The 24,012-nt window shown below is 68.4% G+C and carries 22 protein-coding genes; 10 read left to right on the top strand and 12 right to left on the bottom strand.

Features of this window, described 5'->3' with window-relative positions; translation table 11 throughout:
• Nucleotides 1-30: 30 nt before the first annotated feature.
• Entirely contained in the window at nucleotides 31-1,047 is a 1,017-nt protein-coding gene (locus tag CFREN_RS12550) for a pseudouridine synthase (RefSeq protein WP_246580146.1), read from the bottom strand.
• A 17-nt stretch (nucleotides 1,048-1,064) separates the two neighbouring features.
• Here CFREN_RS12550 and CFREN_RS12545 point away from each other — a divergent pair, with 17 nt between their 5' ends.
• From CFREN_RS12545 to CFREN_RS12535, 3 genes are all read left to right on the top strand, one after another.
• A complete protein-coding gene (locus CFREN_RS12545) occupies nucleotides 1,065-2,123 on the top strand; it encodes an LLM class flavin-dependent oxidoreductase (protein ID WP_342356248.1) in 1,059 nt (352 codons plus the stop codon).
• A gap of 122 nt (nucleotides 2,124-2,245) precedes the next feature.
• Nucleotides 2,246-3,148, top strand: coding sequence for a universal stress protein (locus tag CFREN_RS12540; protein ID WP_070522960.1), 903 nt, complete (start codon nucleotides 2,246-2,248; stop codon nucleotides 3,146-3,148).
• Nucleotides 3,149-3,391: 243 nt separating this feature from the next.
• Entirely contained in the window at nucleotides 3,392-3,685 is a 294-nt protein-coding gene (locus CFREN_RS12535) for a GlsB/YeaQ/YmgE family stress response membrane protein (protein ID WP_070522962.1), read from the top strand.
• A 224-nt stretch (nucleotides 3,686-3,909) separates the two neighbouring features.
• Here the strand turns inward: CFREN_RS12535 and CFREN_RS12530 are convergent, their stop codons facing one another.
• Complete coding sequence (locus tag CFREN_RS12530; RefSeq protein ID WP_209651602.1) at nucleotides 3,910-4,887, bottom strand: PDDEXK-like endonuclease domain-containing protein; 978 nt, start codon at nucleotides 4,885-4,887, stop codon at nucleotides 3,910-3,912.
• Nucleotides 4,888-5,269: 382 nt separating this feature from the next.
• Here CFREN_RS12530 and CFREN_RS12525 point away from each other — a divergent pair, with 382 nt between their 5' ends.
• The gene (locus tag CFREN_RS12525; RefSeq protein ID WP_070522968.1) at nucleotides 5,270-5,881 is read left to right on the top strand and encodes a TetR/AcrR family transcriptional regulator; all 612 of its coding nucleotides are present in this window, start codon (nucleotides 5,270-5,272) and stop codon (nucleotides 5,879-5,881) included.
• Here CFREN_RS12525 and yidC read toward each other — a convergent pair.
• Both yidC and CFREN_RS12515 read right to left on the bottom strand, forming a co-directional pair.
• Complete coding sequence (gene yidC / locus CFREN_RS12520; RefSeq protein ID WP_209651604.1) at nucleotides 5,823-7,184, bottom strand: membrane protein insertase YidC; 1,362 nt, start codon at nucleotides 7,182-7,184, stop codon at nucleotides 5,823-5,825. The genes CFREN_RS12525 and yidC overlap by 59 nt on opposite strands.
• Before the next feature lie 145 nt (nucleotides 7,185-7,329).
• Entirely contained in the window at nucleotides 7,330-7,683 is a 354-nt protein-coding gene (locus tag CFREN_RS12515; RefSeq protein WP_209651606.1) for a histone-like nucleoid-structuring protein Lsr2, read from the bottom strand.
• A 322-nt stretch (nucleotides 7,684-8,005) separates the two neighbouring features.
• On the opposite strand from CFREN_RS12515, the gene CFREN_RS12510 reads away from it, so the two are divergent.
• Nucleotides 8,006-9,322 (top strand): ISL3 family transposase, encoded by a 1,317-nt coding sequence (locus CFREN_RS12510; RefSeq protein WP_070518955.1) that lies wholly within the window; start codon nucleotides 8,006-8,008, stop codon nucleotides 9,320-9,322.
• Nucleotides 9,323-9,480: 158 nt separating this feature from the next.
• Here the strand turns inward: CFREN_RS12510 and CFREN_RS12505 are convergent, their stop codons facing one another.
• Nucleotides 9,481-11,181 carry an alkaline phosphatase D family protein gene (locus CFREN_RS12505; protein WP_070521609.1) on the bottom strand — a complete coding sequence of 567 codons (1,701 nt, stop codon included), beginning with the start codon at nucleotides 11,179-11,181 and terminating at the stop codon, nucleotides 9,481-9,483.
• A 207-nt stretch (nucleotides 11,182-11,388) separates the two neighbouring features.
• Nucleotides 11,389-12,141, bottom strand: coding sequence for a DUF6474 family protein (locus tag CFREN_RS12500; protein ID WP_070521606.1), 753 nt, complete (start codon nucleotides 12,139-12,141; stop codon nucleotides 11,389-11,391).
• Nucleotides 12,142-12,240: 99 nt separating this feature from the next.
• Between CFREN_RS12500 and CFREN_RS12495 the strand changes: the two genes are divergently transcribed.
• The gene (locus tag CFREN_RS12495) at nucleotides 12,241-14,055 is read left to right on the top strand and encodes a TM0106 family RecB-like putative nuclease (RefSeq protein ID WP_246580145.1); all 1,815 of its coding nucleotides are present in this window, start codon (nucleotides 12,241-12,243) and stop codon (nucleotides 14,053-14,055) included.
• A 41-nt stretch (nucleotides 14,056-14,096) separates the two neighbouring features.
• Here CFREN_RS12495 and CFREN_RS12490 read toward each other — a convergent pair whose 3' ends face one another.
• Nucleotides 14,097-14,963 (bottom strand): crotonase/enoyl-CoA hydratase family protein, encoded by an 867-nt coding sequence (locus CFREN_RS12490; protein WP_244979465.1) that lies wholly within the window; start codon nucleotides 14,961-14,963, stop codon nucleotides 14,097-14,099.
• Nucleotides 14,964-15,167: 204 nt separating this feature from the next.
• Between CFREN_RS12490 and CFREN_RS12485 the strand changes: the two genes are divergently transcribed.
• Together CFREN_RS12485 and CFREN_RS12480 are read left to right on the top strand one after the other, a co-directional pair.
• The gene (locus CFREN_RS12485; protein ID WP_070521600.1) at nucleotides 15,168-15,716 is read left to right on the top strand and encodes a gluconokinase; all 549 of its coding nucleotides are present in this window, start codon (nucleotides 15,168-15,170) and stop codon (nucleotides 15,714-15,716) included.
• Entirely contained in the window at nucleotides 15,717-17,102 is a 1,386-nt protein-coding gene (locus CFREN_RS12480; RefSeq protein WP_070521597.1) for a GntP family permease, read from the top strand.
• Between the two features lie 590 nt (nucleotides 17,103-17,692).
• On the opposite strand, the gene CFREN_RS12475 is transcribed toward CFREN_RS12480, so the two are convergent.
• Nucleotides 17,693-18,295 carry a superoxide dismutase gene (locus tag CFREN_RS12475; protein ID WP_209651608.1) on the bottom strand — a complete coding sequence of 201 codons (603 nt, stop codon included), beginning with the start codon at nucleotides 18,293-18,295 and terminating at the stop codon, nucleotides 17,693-17,695.
• Between the two features lie 323 nt (nucleotides 18,296-18,618).
• Between CFREN_RS12475 and msrA the strand changes: the two genes are divergently transcribed.
• Entirely contained in the window at nucleotides 18,619-19,236 is a 618-nt protein-coding gene (gene msrA, locus CFREN_RS12470; protein ID WP_209651611.1) for a peptide-methionine (S)-S-oxide reductase MsrA, read from the top strand.
• 47 nt (nucleotides 19,237-19,283) lie between these two features.
• Here the strand turns inward: msrA and CFREN_RS12465 are convergent, their stop codons facing one another.
• The 3 genes from CFREN_RS12465 to CFREN_RS12455 form a co-directional block, all read right to left on the bottom strand.
• On the bottom strand, nucleotides 19,284-19,487 hold the full coding sequence (locus CFREN_RS12465) for an antitoxin (RefSeq protein ID WP_070521833.1): 204 nt from the start codon (nucleotides 19,485-19,487) through the stop codon (nucleotides 19,284-19,286).
• Nucleotides 19,488-19,675: 188 nt separating this feature from the next.
• Nucleotides 19,676-19,846 (bottom strand): antitoxin, encoded by a 171-nt coding sequence (locus CFREN_RS12460; protein WP_083291475.1) that lies wholly within the window; start codon nucleotides 19,844-19,846, stop codon nucleotides 19,676-19,678.
• Nucleotides 19,847-20,006: 160 nt separating this feature from the next.
• Nucleotides 20,007-21,839 (bottom strand): alpha/beta-hydrolase family protein, encoded by a 1,833-nt coding sequence (locus tag CFREN_RS12455; RefSeq protein WP_244979466.1) that lies wholly within the window; start codon nucleotides 21,837-21,839, stop codon nucleotides 20,007-20,009.
• 257 nt (nucleotides 21,840-22,096) lie between these two features.
• Here CFREN_RS12455 and CFREN_RS12450 point away from each other — a divergent pair, with 257 nt between their 5' ends.
• Complete coding sequence (locus CFREN_RS12450; protein WP_209651622.1) at nucleotides 22,097-23,065, top strand: L-lactate dehydrogenase; 969 nt, start codon at nucleotides 22,097-22,099, stop codon at nucleotides 23,063-23,065.
• A 76-nt stretch (nucleotides 23,066-23,141) separates the two neighbouring features.
• Here the strand turns inward: CFREN_RS12450 and CFREN_RS12445 are convergent, their stop codons facing one another.
• Nucleotides 23,142-23,918: a 2'-5' RNA ligase family protein gene (locus CFREN_RS12445; protein WP_244979467.1), complete on the bottom strand. Its 777-nt coding sequence runs from the start codon at nucleotides 23,916-23,918 to the stop codon at nucleotides 23,142-23,144.
• Between the last annotated feature and the right edge of the window lie 94 nt (nucleotides 23,919-24,012).

Below are 24,012 nucleotides of genomic sequence, written 5' to 3'. Positions count from 1 at the left end.
CGGTTGCGCGCCGGCCGGGGTGCCGGTCGGTTACATGTTCCCCATTATGTCGGGTCGCCGCCACGTGGGGCTCCCGCGCCGGCTGCGGAAGGTGCGGCGTCGCCCGGTGGTGGGGTCGTCGAAGGACAGTTCGCGGCACAGCAGGTGCATGGGGCGGGCGGGGTCTTCGGCGTCGGCGGGCAGGACGTCGGGGTAGAGCGGATCCCCGAGGATGGGAAAGCCCAGGTCATGCAGGTGCAGCCGCAGTTGGTGGGTGCGTCCGGTGATCGGCCGCAGCCGCCATAGGGCGGTTCCGGGCCCCGGGTGGCCGTCGTCAAGCGAAACGTCCTCGACGACGGTGATCGCGTTGGGTTCGCCGGTCACCGTGCGGGCCTGCAGGATCCCCCGGGTCTTCTCCTGCCGCGTGCGCAGCGTGAACGGGGCGTCGGGCAGTTCGCCGGGTGCGGGTCGGCGCGTGCGGGCCTCGTAATGCTTGACGACGGCGCCCGGGTCGGCGAAGAGATCCTGGTACGCGCCACGGACCTCGGGCCGGGCGACGAAGACGAGAACGCCCGAGGTCAGACGGTCGAGGCGGTGCGCGGGGATGAGGTCGCCGTCGTCGAGTTCGCGGCGCAGGCGGACCACGGCGGACTCGGTGATGTGGCGGCCGCGCGGCGTCGTGGCCAAAAACGGAGGCTTGTCCACGACGACGAGATCGCGGTCGCGGTGGAGGATCGGCATCGGCCCGGCGATGGTCGGCTCCGGCGCGGGCAGCCGGTAGAACCAGATGTCGGTGCCGGGGCGCAGCGGCGCGTCCGGGGCCAGGGGGCGGGCGTTGGCGTCGACGACGGCGCCCTCGGCGAAACGGGCGGCGACGGTGGCCGGACCGTCATCCGGGTGGCGGTGGGTCTGCCCCTCGACCGCGGCGGTGACCAGATCCATCGCCGTGACCGGCGCATCCCCCGGCGCACCGGGGGCGCGGACGCGGGAGGGATTGAGCCCGTCGCGAATCGGCAGCGGCGCCAGGCGGCGGCGACGGCGGCGTGCGGGCGGAGGGGTCGTGGGCACGGGAGGATCGTAACAACGTGACCGTCGGAGGCGGCGGCGCGATCCGGGGCGTCGTGTACAACGAGGGCATGAGCCGATCTCGTCCACCGCTGTCCGTCCTCGACCTCGTGCCCGTGTCGGCCGGGTCGACCGCCGCCGAGGCCATCGCGGCCACCGTGGAGGCCGCCCGTGCCGCCGAAACCTCGGGTTACAAGCGGTTCTGGGTCGCCGAGCACCACAACACCCTGAACATCGCGTCGTCGGCGACGACGGTGCTGATGGGCCACATCGCCGGCGCGACGTCGACCATCCGCGTCGGCTCCGGCGGCATCATGCTGCCCAACCACGCGCCGCTGCGGGTGGCCGAAGACGTGGGCACGCTGGCCACCATCTATCCCGACCGCATCGACCTGGGACTCGGCCGCGCGCCGGGCACCGACCCGTCGACCGCCCGGGAACTGCGGCGCGGAGCATCCGACGTCGTCGACTTCGCCGCCGACATCCGCGACCTCGTCCGGTACCTGGGGCCCGTGCGCCCCGAGGCGAAGATCGTCGCCTACCCCGGCCAGGGCACCAACGTGCCCATGTACGTCCTCGGCTCCACCACCGCCGGCGCGTCCGTCGCCGCCGTGCTCGGCATGCCATTCGCCATCGCCTCCCACTTCGCACCGCACCAGCTCGCCGAAGCGCTCGAGGTCTACCGCGACTCGTTCAACGCCGACGCACCCACCGCCACCATCGCCGAACCGCACGTCATGGTCGCAGCCAACGTCCTCGTCGCCGACACGGCGGAACGGGCGCGCCGCGAATTCTCCGTCATCCAGCAGATGTTCCTGTCACTCGGCCGCGGCGGCGCCCGCAAACCCCTGCCCCAACCCGTCGACCACCCCGAAGCCGGCGCCACCATGCTCGAATGGCAACGCGTCCAGACCATGCTCCGCTGCTCCTTCCACGGCACCGCCGACGACGTCACCGCAGGTCTCGACCAGTTCGCCGCCGATACCGGCGCCGACGAAATCATCACCGTCACCTACTCCCACGACCCGAGCGTCCGCATCGACTCCATCCGGCGACTGGGGGAGGCCTGGCTCACCTGACCGCCGAAAATCCCCGAGGGCAGTCGTCGTAAAGCAGCCGAAACGGGGGTAGCGTGGGTGGTGGACGTGCACAAGAGAGGCGGAAGCCGACAGCGGCCGCCGCCCAAGGAGGAAGGGGCATAATGCCCAAACAAGACATCATCGTCTGCGCCGTCGACGGTTCGGATGCGTCCAAGACCGCAGCCAAGTGGGCGGCCAACACCGCAGTCAAACGCGGCATCCCGCTGCGCCTCGTGAGCAGCTACTCCATGCCGCAGTTCCTGTACGCCGAAGGAATGGTCCCGCCGCAGGAACTCTACGAGGACCTCGAAGCCGAGACGCTCGAGAAGATCGAGGAGGCCAAGAAGGTCGCCATCGACTACATGCCCGACGTCGACGTCTCGCACCAGATCGAAGAAGGCAGCCCCATCGACATGCTGCTCGACCTGTCCGAGCAGTGCACCATGATCGTCATGGGCTCCCGCGGCCTCGGCGGACTGTCCGGCATGGTCATGGGATCCGTGTCGGCCGCCGTCGTGTCGCACGCGTCGTGCCCGGTCGTCGTCGTCCGCGAGGACAACGCCGTCACCGAGGAAACCAAGTACGGCCCCGTCGTCGTCGGCGTCGACGGATCCGGCGTGTCCCAGAAGGCCATCGAAAACGCCTTCAAGGAGGCCGAAGCCCGCGGCGCCGAGCTCATCGCCGTGCACACCTGGATGGACATGCAGGTGCAGGCGTCGCTCGCCGGCCTGTCCGCCGCCCAGCAGCAGTGGCAGGTCGTCGAGGAGGAGCAGAACGCCCTGCTCGGACAGCGCCTGGCCGGCTGGTCGGAGCGGTTCCCGGACGTGAAGGTGACCAAGGTCGTCACCCGCGACCGCCCGGTGCGCGCCCTGGCCGACGCGTCCGAGGGTGCCCAGCTGCTCGTCGTCGGCTCGCACGGCCGCGGCGGCTTCAAGGGCATGCTGCTCGGGTCCACGTCGCGCGCGCTGCTGCAGGCCGCGCCGTGCCCGATGATGGTCGTCCGGCCGGATTCGCTGCCGAAGTAAGGCGGAAGCGGCCGACGGAGGACTCCCGGGCGGGGTCGGGATCGATGGGTTTCGCGCCACGGTCCCGCCCCGCCCGTCGGCGTTTCGGGGCGACGAAGGCGGGGTGCGTCGGGGATGCCGGGATCGTTCCCGAATCGTTAGCGGCCCGGGCTGCCACTTTGGGTGCATATCGTTTACACTGGGGTGGAACCGGTGAACGACGGTTCCGAATTACGGTTCCGTCTCCCGTGAAAGGAAACAACAATGACTGACACTCTTCTCCTCGCCGCCACCGCCCCGACCCTCGGCTTCATCGGCTGGATCATCGTCGGTGGTCTCGCAGGCTGGATCGGCTCGAAGATCATGGGCACGGACGCATCGATGGGCGTCGTCCTGAACATCATCGTCGGCATCATCGGCGGCTTCCTCGGCGGCTGGCTGCTGGGCGCGCTCGGCTTCGACGTCGAGGGCGGTGGCCTCATCTTCAGCTTCATCACCTGCCTCATCGGCGCGGTGATCCTGCTGTGGATCGTGGGTCTGGTGACCAAGCGCCGCTAAGCGCTTTCCGCGCCACGCGATTCGGCTCGGGTTTCCTTCCTCGCGGAAGGGCCCGGGCTTTTTCATGCGCTGCCGCGGTTCCCGCGCAGCTTCATGCTTCACGACGCCCGCGTGGAGGCGGTGGCCGTCGCAAAGTACTGCCACTGTCCCGCAAACAGCCTGGTCGCGATTTTTCGGCCGGCCGAAATGTCGACTTTCTCACCGGCACTGCCCGCTCCGCGCCTCTACTCCCGCCGAAGCAGCCCCAAGTCCGCCGCGAACGACTCCGCATGCGCCCAGTGCAGGGCCTCGTAGAGCTCCCAACACGGCAGACGATCCCAATCCGACTCGACGCGCACCCCACCCATGCGCTCCCGGATGGTCGCGGCGATCTCGGCGACCACGACGTCGAACCGATGGGTGACGTCGAAGTCGTGGTACCGCAGAAAACCCCAGCCCCGGCGGACGGCGAGATTCTGGCGGGCCCGGTCGTGGCGGAACGCCTCGACGGTCGCGTGGTACTTCTCCGAATCGAACTCGATGACCAGCCGCGCCCCGACATGCACCAGATCGAAGCGATACGGGCCGATGGCGTAGTCGAGCACCACGATGAAGCCCAGCCGCTCCAGCGCCCGCGCCACCCGGCGCTCCACGTTCGACCGCGCCCCCTCCGGCGCCCACGACAGCAGCGTGACCAGCGCGGACGCCCGCGGGTGGTTCAGTTCGCGCGCCTCGGCGAGCAGCGCCGCGCGGCTGGCCATGGTGGGGAAGGTGCCGTCGACGATCGTCGCCGTCAGCCGCTCGCCCCATTGCGACGGGGCCATGAGATCCGCCAGTGTCTGCGCCGCCCCGGTCACGCGCCACCCGTCTATCATGGCGACGACGGTGTTCGCGGGTTCCCGCCGGTGTACCACCGCCCCCTGCAGCGCGGTGATGCTGCGCGGAACGATGACGTCGAGCACGTCCGGCGGCGACTTTCGGAACCCGTGCAGCCACGCCGCCGTCCGATGCGACAGCACCGCCGACGGGTTCAGGCGCGTCACCAGCGACAACTTCGCTTCCTGGATCGTCGGCGGTGTGGCGTACCAGCCGCGGCCGATGCGCACGAGCCGGCCGGCGCGCATCGCGGCCTTGATCGTCCGGTCGGTCCACCCGTCGGCGAGCAGTTCGGCGCGGGTGGCCCCGCACGTCGGCAATGGCAAATGGTCGATGTTTCCCCCCATGGCCACTTAGCGTGGCACGGTCGGGCCAGTTCCGCTCGGCGACGGATACGCCGGTGAGAAAGTCGACATTCCGGCCCGCCGAAAAATCGCGACCAGGCTGTTTGCGGGACGGTGGCAGTACTTTGCGACGGCCGCCGCCTCCACGCGGACGTCGTCAAGCAAGAAGAAGCGGCAACAGCGCGGCGCGCACCGCAACCGGGAGCCCAAGCCGCGAAAAGTGGCGGGCAACCCTCCCCGCGGGGCGGCGTGGCTGTAAACTCGGGTGAAAGCTCGGCCGCACTGACCAGTCTGACCACTCGGTGCGGCGGTGATGCACATCACCACCGCAGGACGAGCACCGCGCAGGTCAGGCGCAAACGAGGCGAAGGGACGGGAGCACGACGTGGCGGACGCGACGACCGGCAAGACGCGGGGGCGGCGCCGCAACCGCCCGAGCCCGCGCGACCGACTCCTGACCTCCGCCACGGAGCTGTTCGCCAACGAAGGCATCCGCGTCATCGGCATCGACCGCGTCCTGCGCGAAGCCGACGTCGCCAAGGCCAGCCTCTACTCGCTGTTCGGGTCGAAGGACAAGCTCGTCATCGCCTACCTGGAAGACCTCGACCAGAAATGGCGCGCCGCATGGGAGGCGCGGGCGGACACGCTGGACACGCCGGAGGAGAAGATCCTCGCGTTCTTCGACCAGTGCATCGCCGAACAACCCACCATCGGCTTCCGCGGATCGCATTTCCAGAACGCCGCGTCGGAGTACCCGAATCCGGCGACCGAGTCGGAGGAGGAGATCCGCGCCGCCGTCGTCGCCCACCGCACGTGGGTGTGGGACACGCTGCGGCAACTGCTGGCCGAGAAGGAATGCAACCAGGCGTCACTCCACGCCAACATGCTGATGCTCTACCTCGACGGCGGGCTGGCCGGCTCGAAGATGTCGAAGGACCTCACGCCCCTGCAGACGGCCCGCGACCTCGCCCGCGACCTGGTTTACGCCGAGCACTGAGGCGGCCGCCGGTGCGGCGTCGGACCTGGTCGTCTTTCGCCAGCGTCATGCGAACGGCGACCTTCCCCAGCTTGCCGACGATCCGGTCGTCGCCGGGCTGGCCGTCGGCGTCGTCCGGTGGGGGCGCGGACCGGCGCCACGCTTCGTTGATGCGGGTGTTGCCCTCGAGATTGGGCAGGCGCCCCTGGGAGTCGGCCCGCAGCAGCCGCGCGAGCTGGCGGGTCTGGTGGATCTTCGCCTGCTGCGCGCGTTGCCGGTCGGTGACGGCCTTCGCCGCGGCGTCGCGGTCGGCGAGGAACGTGCGGTGGGCGTCCCACAACTCGGTGCGGCGGGAAGGTTGGCGGATGGTGCTGGCGAGCGCGCGCCAGCGGGAGCTTCGCGCTTCACGACGGCCCTTCGCTTTCTTGGAGCGGTCGTCGCGCCGGGCATCGCGGGTGTGGTCGCGCAGCGCCTTGAATTCGGCGGTGAGCGGGTGGCGGCGTTCCAGGATGATCGTGATGATCGCGTTCTGGCTCATGGTCCAGAGGTTGTTGCAGACCCAGTAGACGACGATCGCCACCGGCGCGGGGCCGAGGAAACCGAAGAACAGGGGAAACGACACCGCGAAGAAGGTCATGGTGACCATGTATTTGTAGGTGCCGCGCATGAAGCGGGAGCCGTGGTCGAGGGTGCGGCTGAGGCGATTGATCGAAATCGCCATGTTGATTCCCGTGAACGTCGCCGCCGCCACGATGAGCGGGGCGCACACGGCGAAGACGTCGGCGAAGGTGGTGTCCAGTTCCGCCAATTGCGCCTCGGGCATGGCGATGTACGCGGGCAACGGAACGCCGGCGAAGGTGGCGGAGGTGAACTCGCGGACTTCGTCGCCGCTGAGGAAGCCGACGCTTTCGGTGACCCCCTCGGAACCGTGCGCCCCGGCATTGGCCATGCGGCGCAGCATCCGGAAAAGGCCGATGAAGACGGGGATTTGCACCAGCGGCGGGATCAAACCGGTCCACGTGCTGATGCCGTTGCGTTCCCGCAGCTCCTGCATCGCCCATTTCTGGTACTTCGCCGCGTTCGGTTCGATGCTGCGGGAGTACTTTTCGCGGATCGCCGCGAATTGCGGGCGCAAATTGACCGTTTTTCGGCCCATCAACAATTGTTGATAGGCGATGGGCAAAAGCGCCAGGCGAACGGTGATCAGCAGGAGAATCACCGACGCGGTCCAGGCCGCGGACACGGAAACGCCCGGCACCGCCGCGATGATCAGATGCCAGGCTTTGAGGATCCCCGAAATGAGGAAGACCAGGGGTTCCAGCAACGGAAGCCATCCCCTTTCACGTGCCCGGCACCCGCGAGCCCGGCCCGGGACGATCCGGGCGGGGCTGGCGGGTGCGGGTGGTCGGGCGGGGCCGCGCCCCGGGGTTTGGTGGCGGGAGCGGGCCGTGCGGTCCGGTGGGGCCGGATCAGGAGTGCGCGGCCTCGTACTCGTCGATGATGGCCTTCGGCAGGGCGCCGCGATCGGCGACGGTCATGCCCCGGTCCTTCGCCCACTGGCGGATGATCCGGTTGCGCTCGCGCTGCTTGGTGGAATTCGGGTTGGATCCGCGGCGGGCGCGGGTGGCCGGAGCGGAATCGTCGGCGTGCGCCTTGTCGACGTACGGGCGGATCATCTGGTCGAACTTCTCCGCATTGGCCGCGGAGAGGTCGAGGTAGTAATTGCGGCCCTGGTATCCGAAACGGACCACCTTGACGTCATCCTCGTGCAGCGTGGTGCCGTCGAGGTCGTCGATGTACTGGATAACTTCCTTGCGCGCCATATGATGAACCTTCGTCATTGGGATGGTGCGGAAGTCATGGTTCTGACTCCGATGCGCCATCTGGGGATTGATGTTCGTCCAATGTCGCATTTTATACCAGGACATTGGTGCGGGTGTCTACGTCGGCCGCATGTTCAGTCGATTCTTAGAATCTTGACCATTAATGGTGGCGCACTTCGCCGTCGAGGTTATCTGGCTCATCCGGATCTGGAGTGCGTAATTAGCGGGAAGTGATATGTCGGGGTGGCACAACATGTAGGGGCCCTGGCCGGTACAAGATGAGAGTTACCACACAACCATCTGACCGAACCAGGACCCTACGATGCAGCCTACGTTCAACCTCGTCGCCGACACCATTTGCCGCACCGCGGAGCTGGGATTAACGATCACCGATGCCGCGGATGCCGGCGAGTTCACGGTCATCAGTGCTCGTCCCATCGACTCCTGCGACAAGTGCCCGGGCTGCGGACACACAGGCCGGCTGCGTGATCACGTCGTGCGCCGGCTGACCGATCTTCCCGTCGTCGGCTTCCCCACCAGGTTGCAGGTACGCGTGCCGCGGTTCCTGTGCCTGAATCAGTCCTGTGCCCAGCGGATCTACCAGGGCGAACTGGCCTGCGCCGAACGCGGGCGCACCGTCACTCGCCGGGTGACCCGCTGGATTCTGCAACGGTTGGCGATCGACAAAATGAGTATCTCCGCCACCGCCAAAGCCCTGGGCTTGGGCTGGGACCTGGTCAACGACCTCGCCCTGGATGCCTGCCGGCACCTGGTCTATGACGACCCCGGCCACCTTGCCGGGGTACGCGTGCTGGGCGTGGACGAGCACGTGTGGAAGCACACCCACCGGGCCGGTGAGCCGGACTCGTTCGTCACCGTGCTCGTCGACATCACCCCCGTCATCGACGGCGCCGGACCGGCCCGGTTGCTGGACATGGTCCCGGGTCGTAGCGCCGCGGTACTGAGCGATTGGCTCGGCCAGCGTGGGCAGGGCTTTCGCGACCGGGTCGAGGTTGTCACGATGGATGGGTTTGCCGGCTACGCCACCGCCACCAAACAGGCCCTGCCGCGGGCGCAGGCGGTGATGGATCCCTTTCACGTGGTGCACCTGGCCGCCGACAAGTTGACCGTGTGCCGGCAGCGCCTGCAGCGGATGACCACCGGGCGGCGGGGCAAGAAAAACGATCCGTTGTATAAGAACCGGAAAACCCTGTTGACCAGGATTGACTTCCTCACTGATCGACAGCATCGGCGACTCGAGCAACTGTGGGCCACCGACGAAGACTACGTGGCTTTGGAGGTGACGTGGTCGGTGTATCAGCAGATCATCGCCGCCTATCAGTACCCGAAGAAAGCCGAGGGCAAGAAGCTGATGCAGAAGGTGATCAGCACGCTGCGTTCATCGACGATGCCGAAGGGGTTAGAGGAGATTAAGCAGCTGGGAAACACGCTGTACCGGCGCCAGAAGGACGTGCTGGCGTATTTCGATATCGGCGCGTCCAACGGGCCCGTCGAGGCGATCAACGGGCGCCTGGAGCATCTGCGCGGCATCGCTCTGGGGTTCAAGAACCTCGGGCACTACATCTTGCGATCCTTGATCCACTCCGGACAGCTGCACACCAAGATCAACGCACTCTAAATCCTGAAGAGCCGGTTATCTGGGAAAAGCAATGATATGGCGCCACATTGAGCTTTCGTCGTCATGCCAAAATGTCGACGATGCGCACGCGAAAAGGCCCCGGACGTCTCGATGACGACGTCCGGGGCCCGAGGTGCCTTCCGGGGCGGGTCCGGGGCTTACGCCGGGGAGACGCCCTCGCCGCGCTTCACGCGGTAGACCGCCGGCGTGTACAGCGGCTGGTCGGGGATGGTCTTGTCTTCGACGAAGCGGTACTCGGCGAGGATCTCGTCGGGCCGGACCTGCACGTTGACCCAGCCGTGGTGGTCGAACTCGATCCACTCGACGTAGGGGTTGGCGGCCATCAGCGCCTGCTCGGCGGTCTGGGAGATGGCGTTGCGCTGCGGCAGCTTCACGATGTCGTCGATGTTCGACGCACTGACGGAGGTGCACACGATCTCGGCGGCGGCGATGCCGTCGGCCGGGTAGCGGCCCGGGGTGACGGGCACGTTGCACGCCCACGACGAGTGGATGTCGCCGGTGAGGAACACGACGTTGTCCAGATTTCGCCCGGACATCTCGCCGATGAGCTTGCGTCGCTCGTGGGCGTAGCCGTCCCACTGGTCGGAGTTGTACGGGACGCCGTCCTGCGGCAGGCCGAGCAGCTCGGTGATGGCGCCGGAGGTCTGCGGGTCCAGCGGCGGGATGAGCACCTGGGTGAACATGACGGAGTTGCCCACCAGGTTCCAGGTCGCGGCCGAGCTCGTCCACCGGTTGAGCAGGAAGTTCATCTGCTCGGAGCCGAGCATGGTGCGGTTCGGGTCGTCGGTCTCGCCGATCTTGATGAACTCGGGCGCCTTGTCGCGGTAGGTGCGCAGGTCGAGCATGGTGATGTCGGCCAGGGTGCCGTAGGTGAATGCGCGGTACAGGTGGCCGCCCTCGGAGAACGTGGTGGCGCGCACCGGCAGCCACTCCAGGTAGGCCTGGATGGCGGCGTCGCGGCGGGCGATGTAGTCGCCCTCGGTCTCGGGGGAGTGGTTCTCGGCGCCGTCCTTGTAGGTGTCGTTGGCGACCTCGTGGTCGTCCCAGGTGACCACCCACGGCTTGGCGCCGTGGGCGGCCTGCAGGTCCTTGTCGGTGCGGTAGTGGCCGTAGCGGCGGCGGTAGTCCGACAGGGAGACGATCTCGTGCGGCGGCTCGTGGTCGCGGATGGCGCCGGTCTTGCCGGTGTAGCCGCCGCGCTCGTACTCGTAGATGTAATCGCCGACGCACATGATGATGTCGACGTCGGGGTTGTCCGCCATGTCGCGGTACGCGGAGAAGTAGCCCGCCTCCCAGTTCGCGCAGGAGGTCAGGGCGATGCCGAGCTTGTCGGGCGTTGCGTTGGCGTCGGGGGCGGTGCGGGTGCGACCGACCGGGGAGACCTGGCCGGCGTAGTCGCCCTCCGCGACGGTGAATCGGTAGCTGTACCAGGTGTCGGGCCGCAGGCCGGTGGCGTCGAGCTTGACGGTGTTGTCCTGGGCGGGCTCGGCGACGGCCTCGCCGGACAGGACGATGGTGCCGAAGGAATCGTCGGTGGCGACCTCGCAGCGCAGCTTCACGGCGGTGCCGGCCTCCGCGCCCGGAACGTCGCCGGGGTGGGAGGTGGCGCGGGTCCACAGGAGGACGGAGGTGGGCAGCGGGTCACCGGAGGCGACGCCATGCTGGAAGACGTTGTGGCCGCCGCCGGCGGCGTCCCCGGCTGCCTCCTGCGCTGAGGCGGTGAATCGGCCCGCAAGGGTCGAGGTGCCGACGAACGCGGCGGTGGTGGCACCGGCCTTGAGGATGGTGCGGCGGGACGGGGTCGGCGACGCGGGTGAGGAGCCGTGGGCGGAAGTCATGAACTACATGACACTGTCCCTATTGGTGTATCACCAATTGGTAACGGTTCCGAGGTACCCCATTGAGGGGGGATTTCATGGAAGATTCATCTTCCGTACACCTGCGGTTCCCGACGGGTGGCCGCCGCTCCCGACGGGCGACCACGGCTCCGGCCGGGCGCCGCTGTCCCGGCCGGACGCCGCAGCTCCGGCTACAGGTGACCCGAACTAGGCGGTCAGGCCCATCTTGTCCATGATCTCCGAGTCGATGCCGTCGAGCTCCGCGGAGATGGACACGTGGGCGCGGCGACGCTGGTCCGGGGTCATGTGCTCGGCCGTCTCGATGGCGTCGACCAGCAGATCCAGGCGGTTGCGCGCGTCCTTGATGAAGCCCACGGTGCCCGACACCTTGGAGTTCTCCAGACGATCCAGCGACCCGCGGATGCCCTCGACGCGGGCGCGCAGCGGAGCGCCGTAGCCGTGGTGGCGGGCCACCGCGTCACCGGTCACGCCGAACTTGCGTGCGGCGGCGTCCTGGCCGCGGTTCTGCACGAACGTCATCAGCCGGTAACCGAGGGGCAGCGCCACCGGGACCAGCAGGCGCGCCGCGCCGACCCACCCCTTCGCCTTCTCGCGGGTCAGGCCCTGGTTGCGCTGTTGCTCCAGGATCTTCGCCGCAACGTTCTCCTGGTGCTTGTGCTTGGCCTTGAGGGCCTTCTGCTCGTCCTTCCAGCCGGCCTTGCGGATCTTCTCGGCCCGCTTCGCCGCACGCTTGTCCAGCTTCGCGTTGCGCTTGGCTTCCTTCTTCGCGTCCTTCGCGTTGCGCTTGCGTTCGGCTTCGGCGGCCTTGCGGCCATCGCGGTAGGCCTTGTCCTTCAGCTTCGCCTCGTGCTTCGCGTCCTCCTTGGCCTTGGCCTTGGCGGCCTTCAGCTTCAGTTTCATTTCGCGGCGGCGGTCGCGGTAGTCGCCCAAGAAGCTCATGGAATCCCTAATCTGCGTTCGGAGTCTGCGGAATCGTGCGTGAATTGTCGCGCAACCAGATTAACCCCGGTTTCCGCCGGGCGATACCCTGGTTGCATCGTGAACACCGAGGATACCGTCCCGCAGCCGGTGACCGGGCCCGATTTGGTCGGGTGCCGGTACCGGCTGGTCCGCGATCGCATGGCGGGGCCGCGGCGCCCGGGTAATTCCGAATCCGCCCGCCGGCGCGCCGAGTTGGGGGCGCATCACCGGGCGTCGGTGATCGCGGGGCTGCCGGATCCGACGGTCATCGCGCCGGGTCCGGACGCGGATCTGGCGACGTTGGAGGCGATCGCGGCGGGCGCGGACCTCATCGTCGGCGCCGTCCTGCGCCACGAGCGCCCGCCGGGGGACCGCGCATTCTCCGGCATCGCCGAGGAATCCCGCCCCGACCTGCTGGTTCGCCTGGGCGACGGCTACCTGCCGGTGATCATCGCCGCGCACAAGCTGCTGGAGCCGCGCCGCCGCCGCACGGAAGCCGCCCGCATCCTCCCCGTCGCCCGCCTCGGCCGCCCGGGCGTGCTGGGTCGGCCGCTGCGCACGAGCATCGTCGTCGACGAAAAACTGAAGCTGCGCCACAACGCCGCCGATGCGGTCCAACTCGGCCAGGCCGCCGCCCTGCTCCACCGGCTCGGCGCGTCCTGCGGCCTCGTCGGGGGCATCGGCGCCGACCCGACGCGAGTGGTCATCGTCGACGAAGGGCCGCGCGTCGCCGCGTACCGCACCGCTTTACGACGAGCCCGCGCCACCATCCACGCGATCGAACGCCATGAGGCGGCCACGTCGTCGTCAAGCGAAACGAAAACCGGGGAACCGTCGCCGCCCGCGCCGAAAATCGACGGCAACGAATGGCGCATCGGCCAATGGCCCCTGGCGCCCCGGAAAATCCGCGAATGCCGCAGTTGCCGATGGCGCGAAGCCTGCGAAGACGAACTGCGCGCCGCCGACGACATCTCCCTGCTGCTGCCCGGCAACCGGGGCGACGAATACCGCGAAGCCGGCATCACCACCATCCGCCAACTCGCCCGCGACGACGGCGCCGGCGAACACCGGCACCTGGCGCTGCTGTCCGTCTTCGGCGAACCCGCCGCCCTGCGCGTGGAGAAAACCAGCGCACCCCGCGCCGACGTGGAAATCGACGTCGACCTCGAGGCCTACCCCGGCCACGGCGCATACCTGTGGGGCGCATGGACGCCCGACGACGGATACGTCTCGCACGTGACCTGGGCGCCACCCGGACCGGCCGGGCTCGGCGGAGACGCGGAAGCCGAAAACTTCGCCCGCTTCTGGGACTGGCTCATGGCGCGCCGGGCCGCCGCACACGCCGCCGGGCGCACCTTCCGCGTCTACTGCTGGGCCGCCGAAGGCGAAAACCACTGGCTGCGGCACTCGGCGAAGAGGTTCGCCGGCATGGAGTTCGTCGTCGCCGGGGATGCAACGGAGGCCGGCGCACCCGCCCGCATCATCGCCGTCCCCGACATCGCCGAAATCGAACGATTCATCTCCTCCGACGAATGGGTCGACCTGTTCCGCGTGACCAAACGCCAACTGATCAGCCCCGCGGGACTGGGACTGAAAGTCGTGGCGCCCATGGCCGGATTCACGTGGCGCGACGACGACGCCGACGGCGAAGCATCACTGTCCTTCTACCGCGACGCCGTCGGCATCGGCGCGGGCGCGGGGGCAGTCGACGGTGCAGGTGATGGCGGCGGCACCGGAGGCGGCCTCAACCCCGCCGACGCCCGCGCCAAACTCCTGCGCTACAACGCCGACGACTGCCGATCCACCGCCGCCGTCCGCGAATGGCTCGACTCCGGCCGTGCCGTCGACGAGATCCCCAACGTGCGCGACCTGGAAAACCGCGACATCGACTAACGCAGCGGCACCTGGCCGCTCCGGGGCGAACGCCCAGCGAATCAGCCCCTGAACGCCCACGTCCCCCGGCGAACGAAATTCGGCGGCCGCTTCTTCAACGCCGCCTCCCGCGCCCGCGCCGCATTCTCGCTGAGCAACAACTTGGCCTGCTCGAAACGCTCCGCACGGAACGTCGCCCGCGGCGACCGCCACGCCCTGTTGAACAACGCCTTCGTCGACGCCAACTGATCGGGCGAACGACCGAACAACTCGACGAGCATCTCCCGGGCACGCACGTTGGCGTCGTCAAGCGAATCAACCGCCTCCGTCGCCAACCCAACCTCGACCGCCTCCGCGCCCGACAACTCACGCCCGGTCATCGTCAACCAACGAGCCTGCTCCGCACCGACATGATCCGCCAACGTACGCGCCCCCGACATGTCCGGAATGAGCCCCCACTTCGCCTCCAACACCGACCAACGCGCATCCGCGGCCGTCACCCGGAAATCCGCGCCCAACGCCAACTGCACCCCACCGCCGTAACAATGCCCCTGCACCACCGCGATCACCGGCACCGGCAGCCGGCGCCACTCCCAGCACACCCGCTGGAACAGATTCGTACCATCGCCCGCCAGCGGATTCGGCGCGAACGCCCGGACGATGTCCATCGGCTTCTTCAGCACCGACCCGAAATCCAGGCCCGCGCAAAACGACGCGCCCTCGCCCGCGAGAATCACGCCCCGCAAATCGCGGTCGCGGCGCAACGTCTTCGCCGCATCGTCGAGGCCGCGCAACATCGCCATGGTCAGGCCATTGAGTTTCGCGGGGCGGTTCAGGGACACCACCGCGACCTTGGCGCCGCCGTCGAGGTGCTCGTACTCGACGGTGACGGGCGAAGTGGAAATCCGTGCGTCATTGGCGTGGGTCATGCCCGCGAAACTAGCCCGTTCGGCCGCAGCCCGGGCGAGAACCGGAAACATCGGGCGCCGGAAGACGCGCGCCCCCGTTCGAGCACGCGTCCCCACATAACCGGCCCCACCCGGAAAGGACGCATCGAAGTGATAATCGCCACATGAAATGCGGCATTGGAAAAACCGTTATGGCTTTTCCTTTTGAGGGAATATCATTCGATCATGAACCCGTTCATCCACTTGGTTTTCATGGGCGTCAGCGGATGCGGAAAGACCACCGCAGCCGAACTGGCCGCCGACCTGACCGGCTGGCCCTACGCGGAAGCCGACGAATTCCACCCGCAGGCCAACATCGACAAGATGGCCTCCGGGCACCCGCTCGACGACGACGATCGCCGCCCCTGGCTCGAAGCCATGCGCGACTGGATGACCGACCGGGCGACCGAGGGCACGAGCGCCGGAACCGTCGTCACGTGCTCCGCGCTCAAGCGCTCCTACCGCGACATCCTCCGCGGCGCAGAAGGACGCGTCGTCTTCGTCCACCTCTACGGCGAAGCATCGGTCATCGAAGAGCGTCTCGCACACCGCAAGGGCCACTTCATGCCCGCGTCCCTCCTCCCCAGCCAATACGCCGACCTCGAACAGCTGCAGGACGACGAAGACGGCGTAACCGTCGACCTCGCCGGCACCCCGCGCGAGATCGTCGACGCCGGTTTCGCCTACGCGGGGATCGCGCCGTCGCAAAGCAAATCCGACGAAAAGGACGCATAAATGAACGCCACCATGCTCCTCGCCGCCGACGAACCGCTGACCACGGCCGGGCCGACGCAGCTGATCACCGCCGCACTCGTCGGCATCGCCGCAATCGTCGCGCTGATCGTCTGGGGCAAGGTCCACCCGTTCCTGGCGCTGATGCTCGGCTCGGCCGTGCTCGCGCTGACCGCCGGCATCGCGCTGACCGACACGTTCACCGCATTCACCGCCGGCGTCGGCTCCACCGTCGGCGGCACCGGCGTGCTCATCGCACTGGGCGCGATCATCGGCACGCTGCTGGTGAAATCCGGCGGCGCCGACGCCATCGTCGAAGGCTTCCTGCACCGCACCACGCCGCAAAAACTGCCGTGGATGATGGCGGCGCTCGCGTTCATCATCGGCATCCCGCTCTTCTTCGAGGTCGGCGTCGTCCTGCTCATCCCCGTCGTCATGCTCGCCGCGAAACGCGCCCGCCAGCCCGTCATCCTGCTGGGCATCCCCGCCCTGGCCGGCCTGTCCGCGCTGCACGGCCTGGTGCCGCCGCACCCCGGGCCGCTCATCGCCATCGATGCCCTCGGCGCGAACCTGGGCGTGACGCTGGGCCTGGGCCTCATCGTCGCCGTGCCCTGCGTGATCCTGGCGGGGCCCGTGTCCGCGAAGTTCATGGCCAAGTGGGTCCCGATCGAGGCCCCCGACACCTTCACCACCGGCGAGCCCGTGCCGGAGGAGCATCGGCCCGGCGTCGCCGTGTCGCTGTCCGTCGTTCTGCTTCCCGTTGTGCTGATGCTGCTGCGCACGCTCGTCGAAACCGTGTGGGCCGGCGGCGAGGGCAACGCCGTCCACGGGTTGCTGATGTTCCTGGGCATGCCGCTGGTCGCGCTGCTGGTGACGTCACTGTATGCGATGGCGGTGCTGGGCTTGCGCGGTGGCCGTGGGCTGAAAGAGGTGTCCGATCTGGTCGGCGCGTCGTTCGCCGGCATCGCGGGCATTCTGCTGATCGTCGGCGCGGGCGGTGGTTTCAAGGAAACGCTCGTCGCGTCGGGTGTTGCGGACGTCATCGGCGATTGGCTGGATGGGGCCGCGATTTCCCCGCTGCTGGCGGCGTGGTTGGTTGCGGTGTTCATTCGCCTGGCCACGGGGTCGGCGACCGTCGCGACGATCACCGCCGCGGGCATCATGTCGCCCATTGCGGCGGGGCTGGATCCGGTGACGACGGCCCTGATGGTGTTGGCGATCGGCGCCGGGTCGGTGTTCTTCTCGCACGTCAATGATGCGGGATTCTGGCTGGTCAAGGAGTATTTCGGCATGACGGTGCCGCAGACGTTGAAGACGTGGTCGTTGATGGAGACCATCCTGTCGGTCGTTGGCCTGGTGTCGGTGCTGCTGCTGGGGTTGCTTGTCTGACGGTTCGGTTCTTGCTTGACGACGCCCGCCGGTTCCCCTTCCAGCCGCAATGTTGGGCGCGCTCGGGTGGGGGAGTGCCCGGGTGGTGTGTGGGGCGCCCGCATTGCTGGGCGCCGGCTCTCGTCCGCCCGTGAAGGGGTGAAACCGGCGTCGGCGAGCACTGCGGAGGTCTCGAATCCGCCCGAACGGGCGAATCCCGGGTTGGCGCGCGCTGGGTAGGCCGTGAATTCGACAAATGCAGCCTCACGTCGAGTGAACGGTGGTAAAAGCCCAGGAAGGGAAATCCCGTGGCTGCATTTGTCGGATAACTCCCGCAGTGAGGGGTGTTACGGCGATGGGGGTGCGGCGTGGCGGAGGAGAGTCGGCGGGGCGGGGGTTGGGTTCGGCGGGGCGGCGGGGAGCCTGACCGCGGAAACACGAAACCCGCCCCGCCGACCGCAACGAGCGGACGGAGGGACGGGCTGCATCACCAGACGACCGACTTCTGCAGCCGACCGCCGGGGAGTACGAAGAGGCCGACCCGCGACGCGATGAACGTCGTCAAGCAACCTCCCGCCCAAGCCCGGAAAACCCCGGGCCCGGCGTGAAACTTAGGCCGAAGCCTTGGCGAAACGCTCCGCGACGTCATCCCAGTTGAAGACGTCCCAGACGGCCTTGACGTAGTCCGCCTTCACGTTCTTGTACTGCAGGTAGAAGGCGTGCTCCCACATGTCGAGCATCAGCAGCGGGGTCAGGTTCGCGGAGATGTTGCCCTGCTGGTCGGTCAGCTGCTCGACGACGAGGCGGCCGGCGACGTGGTCGTAACCCAGCACGGCCCAGCCGGAGCCCTGCAGGCCCAGCGCGGCGGCGGAGAAGTGATCCTTGAACTTCTCGAACGAACCGAAGTCGCGGTTGATGGCCTCGGCGAGGTCACCGGTCGGCTCGCCGCCACCGTTCGGGGAAAGGTTCTTCCAGAAGATGGAGTGGTTGGTGTGGCCACCCAGGTTGAACGCGAGGTCCTTGGAAAACGCGGTGACGACGCCGGCGATGGAGCCGTCGTTGCGCGCGGCCTCCAGCTTCTCCAGGGCGGCGTTGGCGCCGTTGACGTAGTTCTGGTGGTGCTTGCTGTGGTGCAGCTCCATGATCTCGGCGGCGATGTGCGGCTCGAGGGCGTCGTAGGCGTAGTCCAGTTCCGGCAGCTCGTAAACGGCCATGGGTGAGTCCTCCTTGGAAAGTCGATTTAGCTTGTGACACCCGATGGTACCCATCCCGCCGAATTACGCAAGGAAAGTTATGCGTAATTCGCCGTGGGCGATAGGCGAACCATGTGATTCGGGCTTCGCGGCCGGGGCTGGCCGCCCGCGAGTGGCCCACGTCACCGGGCGCTCGTAAGCGACGGTACCCGCGTTCGCGGATTCGGGTCGGCCCGACCGTTCGAACATCCCCGTCGCACGGCCATTTTCCGGCGTGCGCCACGTCGAACATCCCCGTCGCACGGCCCTTCCCGACGCGCGGGCCACCGAGTATCCTCGCGCCCATGACTGCATTCACGCCGACCGACATCCTCGACGACGGCGGCCACGTCGTCGGCGAGCACCTGGTTTTGGGCACCCCGTACGGCGGGCCGTGGCCGGATGGGCATCAGGCGATGGTGGTGGCGGCCGGCTGTTTCTGGGGCGTCGAAAAGCTGCTGTGGAACGCGCCGGGCGTGTGGACGACCCTGCCGGGCTACGCGGGCGGGGCGACGATGCGGCCGTCGTACCGCGAGGTGTGCGGCGCGCGGACGGGGCACACGGAGTCGGTGCTGGCGGTGTTCGACCCGGAGCGGACGAGTTTCGCGCAGCTGCTGCGGCTGGTCCTGGAAAATCACGACCCCACCCAGGGCGACCGCCAGGGCAACGACATCGGCCCGCAGTACCGGTCGGCGGTGTTCCCGCTGAACGAGGAGCAGGCGCGCATCACGGCCGACACCCTCGAGGCCTACGCGCCGCGGCTGGCGCGGGCCGGGTTCGGGCCGATCACCACGGAGGTGACGCCGCTGGATCAGACGCCGACGGGCCGTTTTTGGGTCGCCGAGCCCTTCCATCGCGGCTATTTGGAGGCGAATCCCAACGGGTACTGCCCGGTCCATGCCACGGGCGTGACCTGCGGCTGAGCGGGCCCGGGGTTGCTCGTGCTTGACGACGGCCCGTCGTAACGCACTTACTTCGCGGGCTCGTCCCGCGGCGGGGTGGCGGAGGCGTCATCGCCGAGGCGCTTGGCGGCCTCATCCTGCACGCGGTCGATCTTGTCGGCGTACTTGCCGCCGGTGCGCTTGTCGATCTCGTCGCCGACCTTCTCGATGCCCTCGCGAATCTTGTCGGGGTTGTCGTCGATGAACTTCTTGGCCTTGTCGATGAGGCTCATGGTGGGTACCTTTCGTGGTCGTGCGCGGCCCGGGATCGCGGCGCCGTCGCGGATGCCCACATTGTCTCATGTACGCGACTTGTCTCTTGTATGCGGCGACGCCCGTCGCCCGGCCAATCGCCGGGAAACGGGCGTCTTTTCTGATGTGCGGCGTCGACCGCCGCCGGGCGTTCGGCCCGGAAGTTTTGCTACTCGTCGCCGCCGAGGTGCTTGCGGGCGGCGTCCTGGGCCTTGTCCACCTGCTCGGAGTGCTTGCCGCCGGTGCGCTCGTCGACGATGTCGCCGGCCTTGTCGATGCCCTGGTTCACCTTGTCCGGGTTGTCGTCGGCGAACTGCTTGGCCTTGTCGAAGATTCCCATGTGTCGCTTCCTTTCGTGGTCGTGGTGACCGCACGAGCTCGCAGGCCCGTCCAGCCCTCTGGACGTGAACCACGTTACGTACGCGGTAGCGTCAGCGCAGCCGTCGTAACCGGATTGTTGCCGAGGCGTGTCCTGCCCGTCGGGTCCCGTGATCCGGCCGTCACGCCTTCGGCGGGAGATTGCGCCGACCCCACTTCGCGATCCTCTTGAATCGCACGCCGCCCGCTCCCGCGCGGTCGTCGTCAAGCTCGAGGCCCAGGATCGCCGCCCACGCCGGCAACGCCTCCGCCTCATACCGGTGCCCGTGCCCGTCGCCCACGTCGACGCTGACCAGGCCATCGATGAGCACCTGCAGGAACGTCACCACCGGGAACCACCGCACCGCCGACAACACGTCCCGGCCCAGGCGCTCCCGCAGCCAATCCGGCCGCCGCCACGCCAGCGGATAATCCCACCACACGATCGGGTCCGACGCGTGCTGCAGATACGCCACCCGCGGATGCTCCCACTCGCCCAGCGGTTCGCCGCCGAACGTCTCCCACAGTTCCTGCGGGCGCGTGGCGAAGCGGATGTGCCGCCCGCCGTCGATGACCGGCGCAATCTCCGGCGAACCCGCGTCGCGCGTGTGGGTGAGCTCCTTCCACATCGGCGTGAACTGCGGCGTCCCCGTCCACAGGGCGCCGTCCACCGACGCGAGCATGTCCTCTGCGTCGTCGAACGCCCCGTTGCCGCCGAAACCGCCGAGCGACTCGCCCGCGATGAGCAGCATCGGCCTGTCCCCCTCCGGCAGGCGCTCCCACTCCTCGCGGATGCGGCGGAACATCGCCCGACCGGCGGCCGGCGGCGTCTCGTGGTCGGCCAGCCACGCCACCGGCGACGGCAGATCCGAATACTGCAGCCCGATCTGCGCGCAGTTGCCGCCGGTGAAGAACTCCACCGCCATCAGGCTCCACGGCGGAATCCAGCCGGTGCCGGTGGTCACGTGCACCACCACGTGATCCCGTCGGAACGCCCCCGTGCGGTGCATCTCGCGGATGATGAGCTCCGTCTGCGACTTCAGCGACCGCCCGCGCACCTTGCCCGCGTAGATGCGGATCGGTTCCGTCACCTCGTGCGGCGCGCGTTTGGTCACCGCCGCGATGTCGCGTGCGCGCGGCCCGTCCGACACCATCGCCCGGCCCTGCGCGCCCAGCGCGTGCCACGGTTCCAGCGACCACGGGCTGCCCGAGCGTTCCGGTTCCCACGGTTGCGCGCGGCCCGGCAGCACCCGCATGTTCACGCGGTGCGCGTTGCGGTAGACGCGCTCGATGGTCCGGCGCACGACGAGCTTGTCGACGGCCAGCCCCAGGCCTCCGCCGACGACGATGCCGGCGGTCACGGGCGCGACGCCGCGGGGAACCCACGGGCGGATGACCCGGCGGAGCTGGTCGAAGGCGAACTCGGCGGCGAACGTCAGGCCTTGGGTGGTCAGGTACGCCGCCGACGCCAGGACGGTGCCGCCGAATTGCGCGCGGGCCGACGACAGCGCGTCCATGCCCACCAGGCCGCCGATGGACCGCTGGTGTTGGATGGACCGCCACCACACCGCGGCCGTCACCGCGGTCATCGAGCCGTGCCAGGCCAGTGCGATGGCCCTCTCCGTGCCGACCGACGGCGCGAACCGGCCGAGCTGGGTCCGGCGGATCCGCGCGTCGGCCAGGCGGTACCCGTAGCCGACGGCGACGCCCACGACGTGGCCGGCGAGCTGCGCGCCGAAGGACACCATCGCCGTCGATCCCCAGGGGCGGGGCATGAGCGACGGGCTGAACGCCGCCCACGACGCGATCTCCGCGCCAACGAGGCCGGGATTCGACGGGATGCCCAGCCATGGACGTGCGCTTCGGCGGATGGGCAACCCCGCACTCGCCGCGCGGGCGGTTTCGCGGGCGGCCGCCTCGCGCATGCGCGCCTCGCGGAGCCGCGTCACCGGCTTGAGGGCGCGAAGGAAATCCATGCTCTTCATATTGTCAGACGGAACAATGAATTTCCGTCGGCTCGGGGGCGAATCGGCCGTCGCGGTCGCCGAGCGGGACCGTCGTGCAGCGGTTACCGTGCGTGTGTCCGGGGTCACCGGCCACGCCCCTGGTGAAACCGGTGCCCGAACGGGCATAATCGGACTTAGGTACACAACCGTTGGGGCGAGAACGGACTTTTCGTCGCAGTGCAACCGCTGCCGCACAGCCAGCCGACGCGCCCCGGAAGGACGAAACCATGAAGGTCTCCGCCGGAAACAAGGTCGTGCTCATCGGTGCCGGCGACGTCGGAGTCGCATACGCCTACGCACTGGTCAACCAGGGCATCGTCGACCACCTCGCCATCATCGACATCGACGAACGCAAGACCGGGGGCAACGTCATGGACCTCAACCACGGCGTCGTCTGGGCCCCCTCCCGCACCAAGGTCACCCGCGGCACCTACGCCGACTGCGAGGACGCCGCCCTCGTCGTCTTGTGCGCCGGCGCGGCGCAGAAGCCGGGCGAAACCCGCCTGCAGCTGGTGGACAAGAACATGCGCATCTTCAAGTCCATCGTCGACGAGGTGATGGCCAGCGGGTTCGACGGCATCTTCCTCGTCGCCACCAACCCGGTCGACATCCTCAGCTACGCCACCTGGAAGTTCTCCGGCCTGCCCGCCCACCGCGTCATCGGTTCGGGCACCGTGCTCGACACCGCCCGCTTCCGCTACATGCTCGGCGAGTACTTCGACGTGTCGCCCATGAGCGTCCACGCGTACATCGTCGGCGAGCACGGCGACTCCGAACTGCCGGTCCTGTCGTCGGCGAACATCGCCGGCGTCGGGCTGCGCAGCAAGCTGGAGAGGAATCCCGAGCTTCACGACGAACTCGAGGAGATCTTCATCCGCACCCGCGACGCGGCCTACGAGATCATCGACGCGAAGGGCTCGACCTCGTACGGCATCGGCATGGGTCTGGCGCGCATCACCCGCGCGATCTTCCAGAACCAGGAAGTCGCCCTCCCCGTGTCGGCGCTGCTGCGCGGCGAGTACGGGCACGAGGACATGTACATCGGTACGCCCGCGATCGTGAACCGCAAGGGCATCCGCCGCGTCGTCGAACTCGAGCTCGACGATTACGAGTCCGAGCAGTTCGACAAGTCCGTCGCCACCCTCCGCGAGATCCAGGATCCGTTCTGGGAGAACGGCGAGTACGTCCCGCAGTAGCGGGCATGCCCCGCAGCGGGGTGCGCCTCGGAGTGCGGGTGGGCCGGGATGAAGGGGCGCACCCGCGAGACGGAGATCAGCGGCCGGGGGCGAAGGGGATGGTCGCGACCGTCTCGTGCAACGGTCCGCCGGAACGGCCCTCGCCGAGACGTGAGCTGACCAGCTCGATCTCCGTGGCCGACCACGTCGGGCCCGCGTACACGCTCAGGGCGTGGACGACGTCGTGAAGCAACGTCGCGCCATCATGCCGTGCGGGGCGGGCGAGGTCGCGACCCGCACGGTCGCCGAACCGGCCGCGACGGCGATCCCCGGCCCACGCGCTCCGTCGGTGAGACCGGCGGTCATCGCGACGCCCGCCCTGCTCGCGGGCACGCAGACGCGCCACGGTGAGGTGGGCGCGACGACGTTCCGTTTGGTCGTCGGCCCGCGAGCCGCGGGAACCGGAGCGACGGGAACCGGAGCCGCCCGAAAGAACGGCGGACGGATCATCGGGGTCGGGATCGTCGTCGGCGGCGAAGGGATCGTGGGCGCAGGCGGCCATCAGGTGACGCAACGGCGCGACGTCGCCGCCGACGCCGATCCACAGCGTCCGCCCCGAGAAGCTGCCCGCCCCGCGCAGATGCAGGTCCAGTTCGGGCGGGGTCGGCGTGGTCGCCACGGCGGCGGCGATGTGCTCGGCCAGTTCGTCGACCGAACCGTCCGGACGTTCGCCGTAGAACGCCACGGTGAGATGCCACTGGTCGGGATCGGTCCACCTCAACAGCGGGCCATTGTCGTCTCGAATCGGGCGCAGCGCCGTGACGAGGTGCTCCCGGACCTCCTCCGGCGGACGAATCGACGCGAACAATCTCATGCCGTCACCGTAGCCGCAGTGAGCGGAAGGTGAATTCTCGGTGAAACCTTGAAAGAAACGCCGTTTGAGGTGTCGCTTTCCCGGCGGCGCGGTC

It is taken from the genome of Corynebacterium freneyi (assembly GCF_030408835.1).
In the GTDB taxonomy this organism is placed as follows: domain Bacteria; phylum Actinomycetota; class Actinomycetes; order Mycobacteriales; family Mycobacteriaceae; genus Corynebacterium; species Corynebacterium freneyi.
This window is presented reverse-complemented; position numbering and strand designations above follow the sequence as displayed.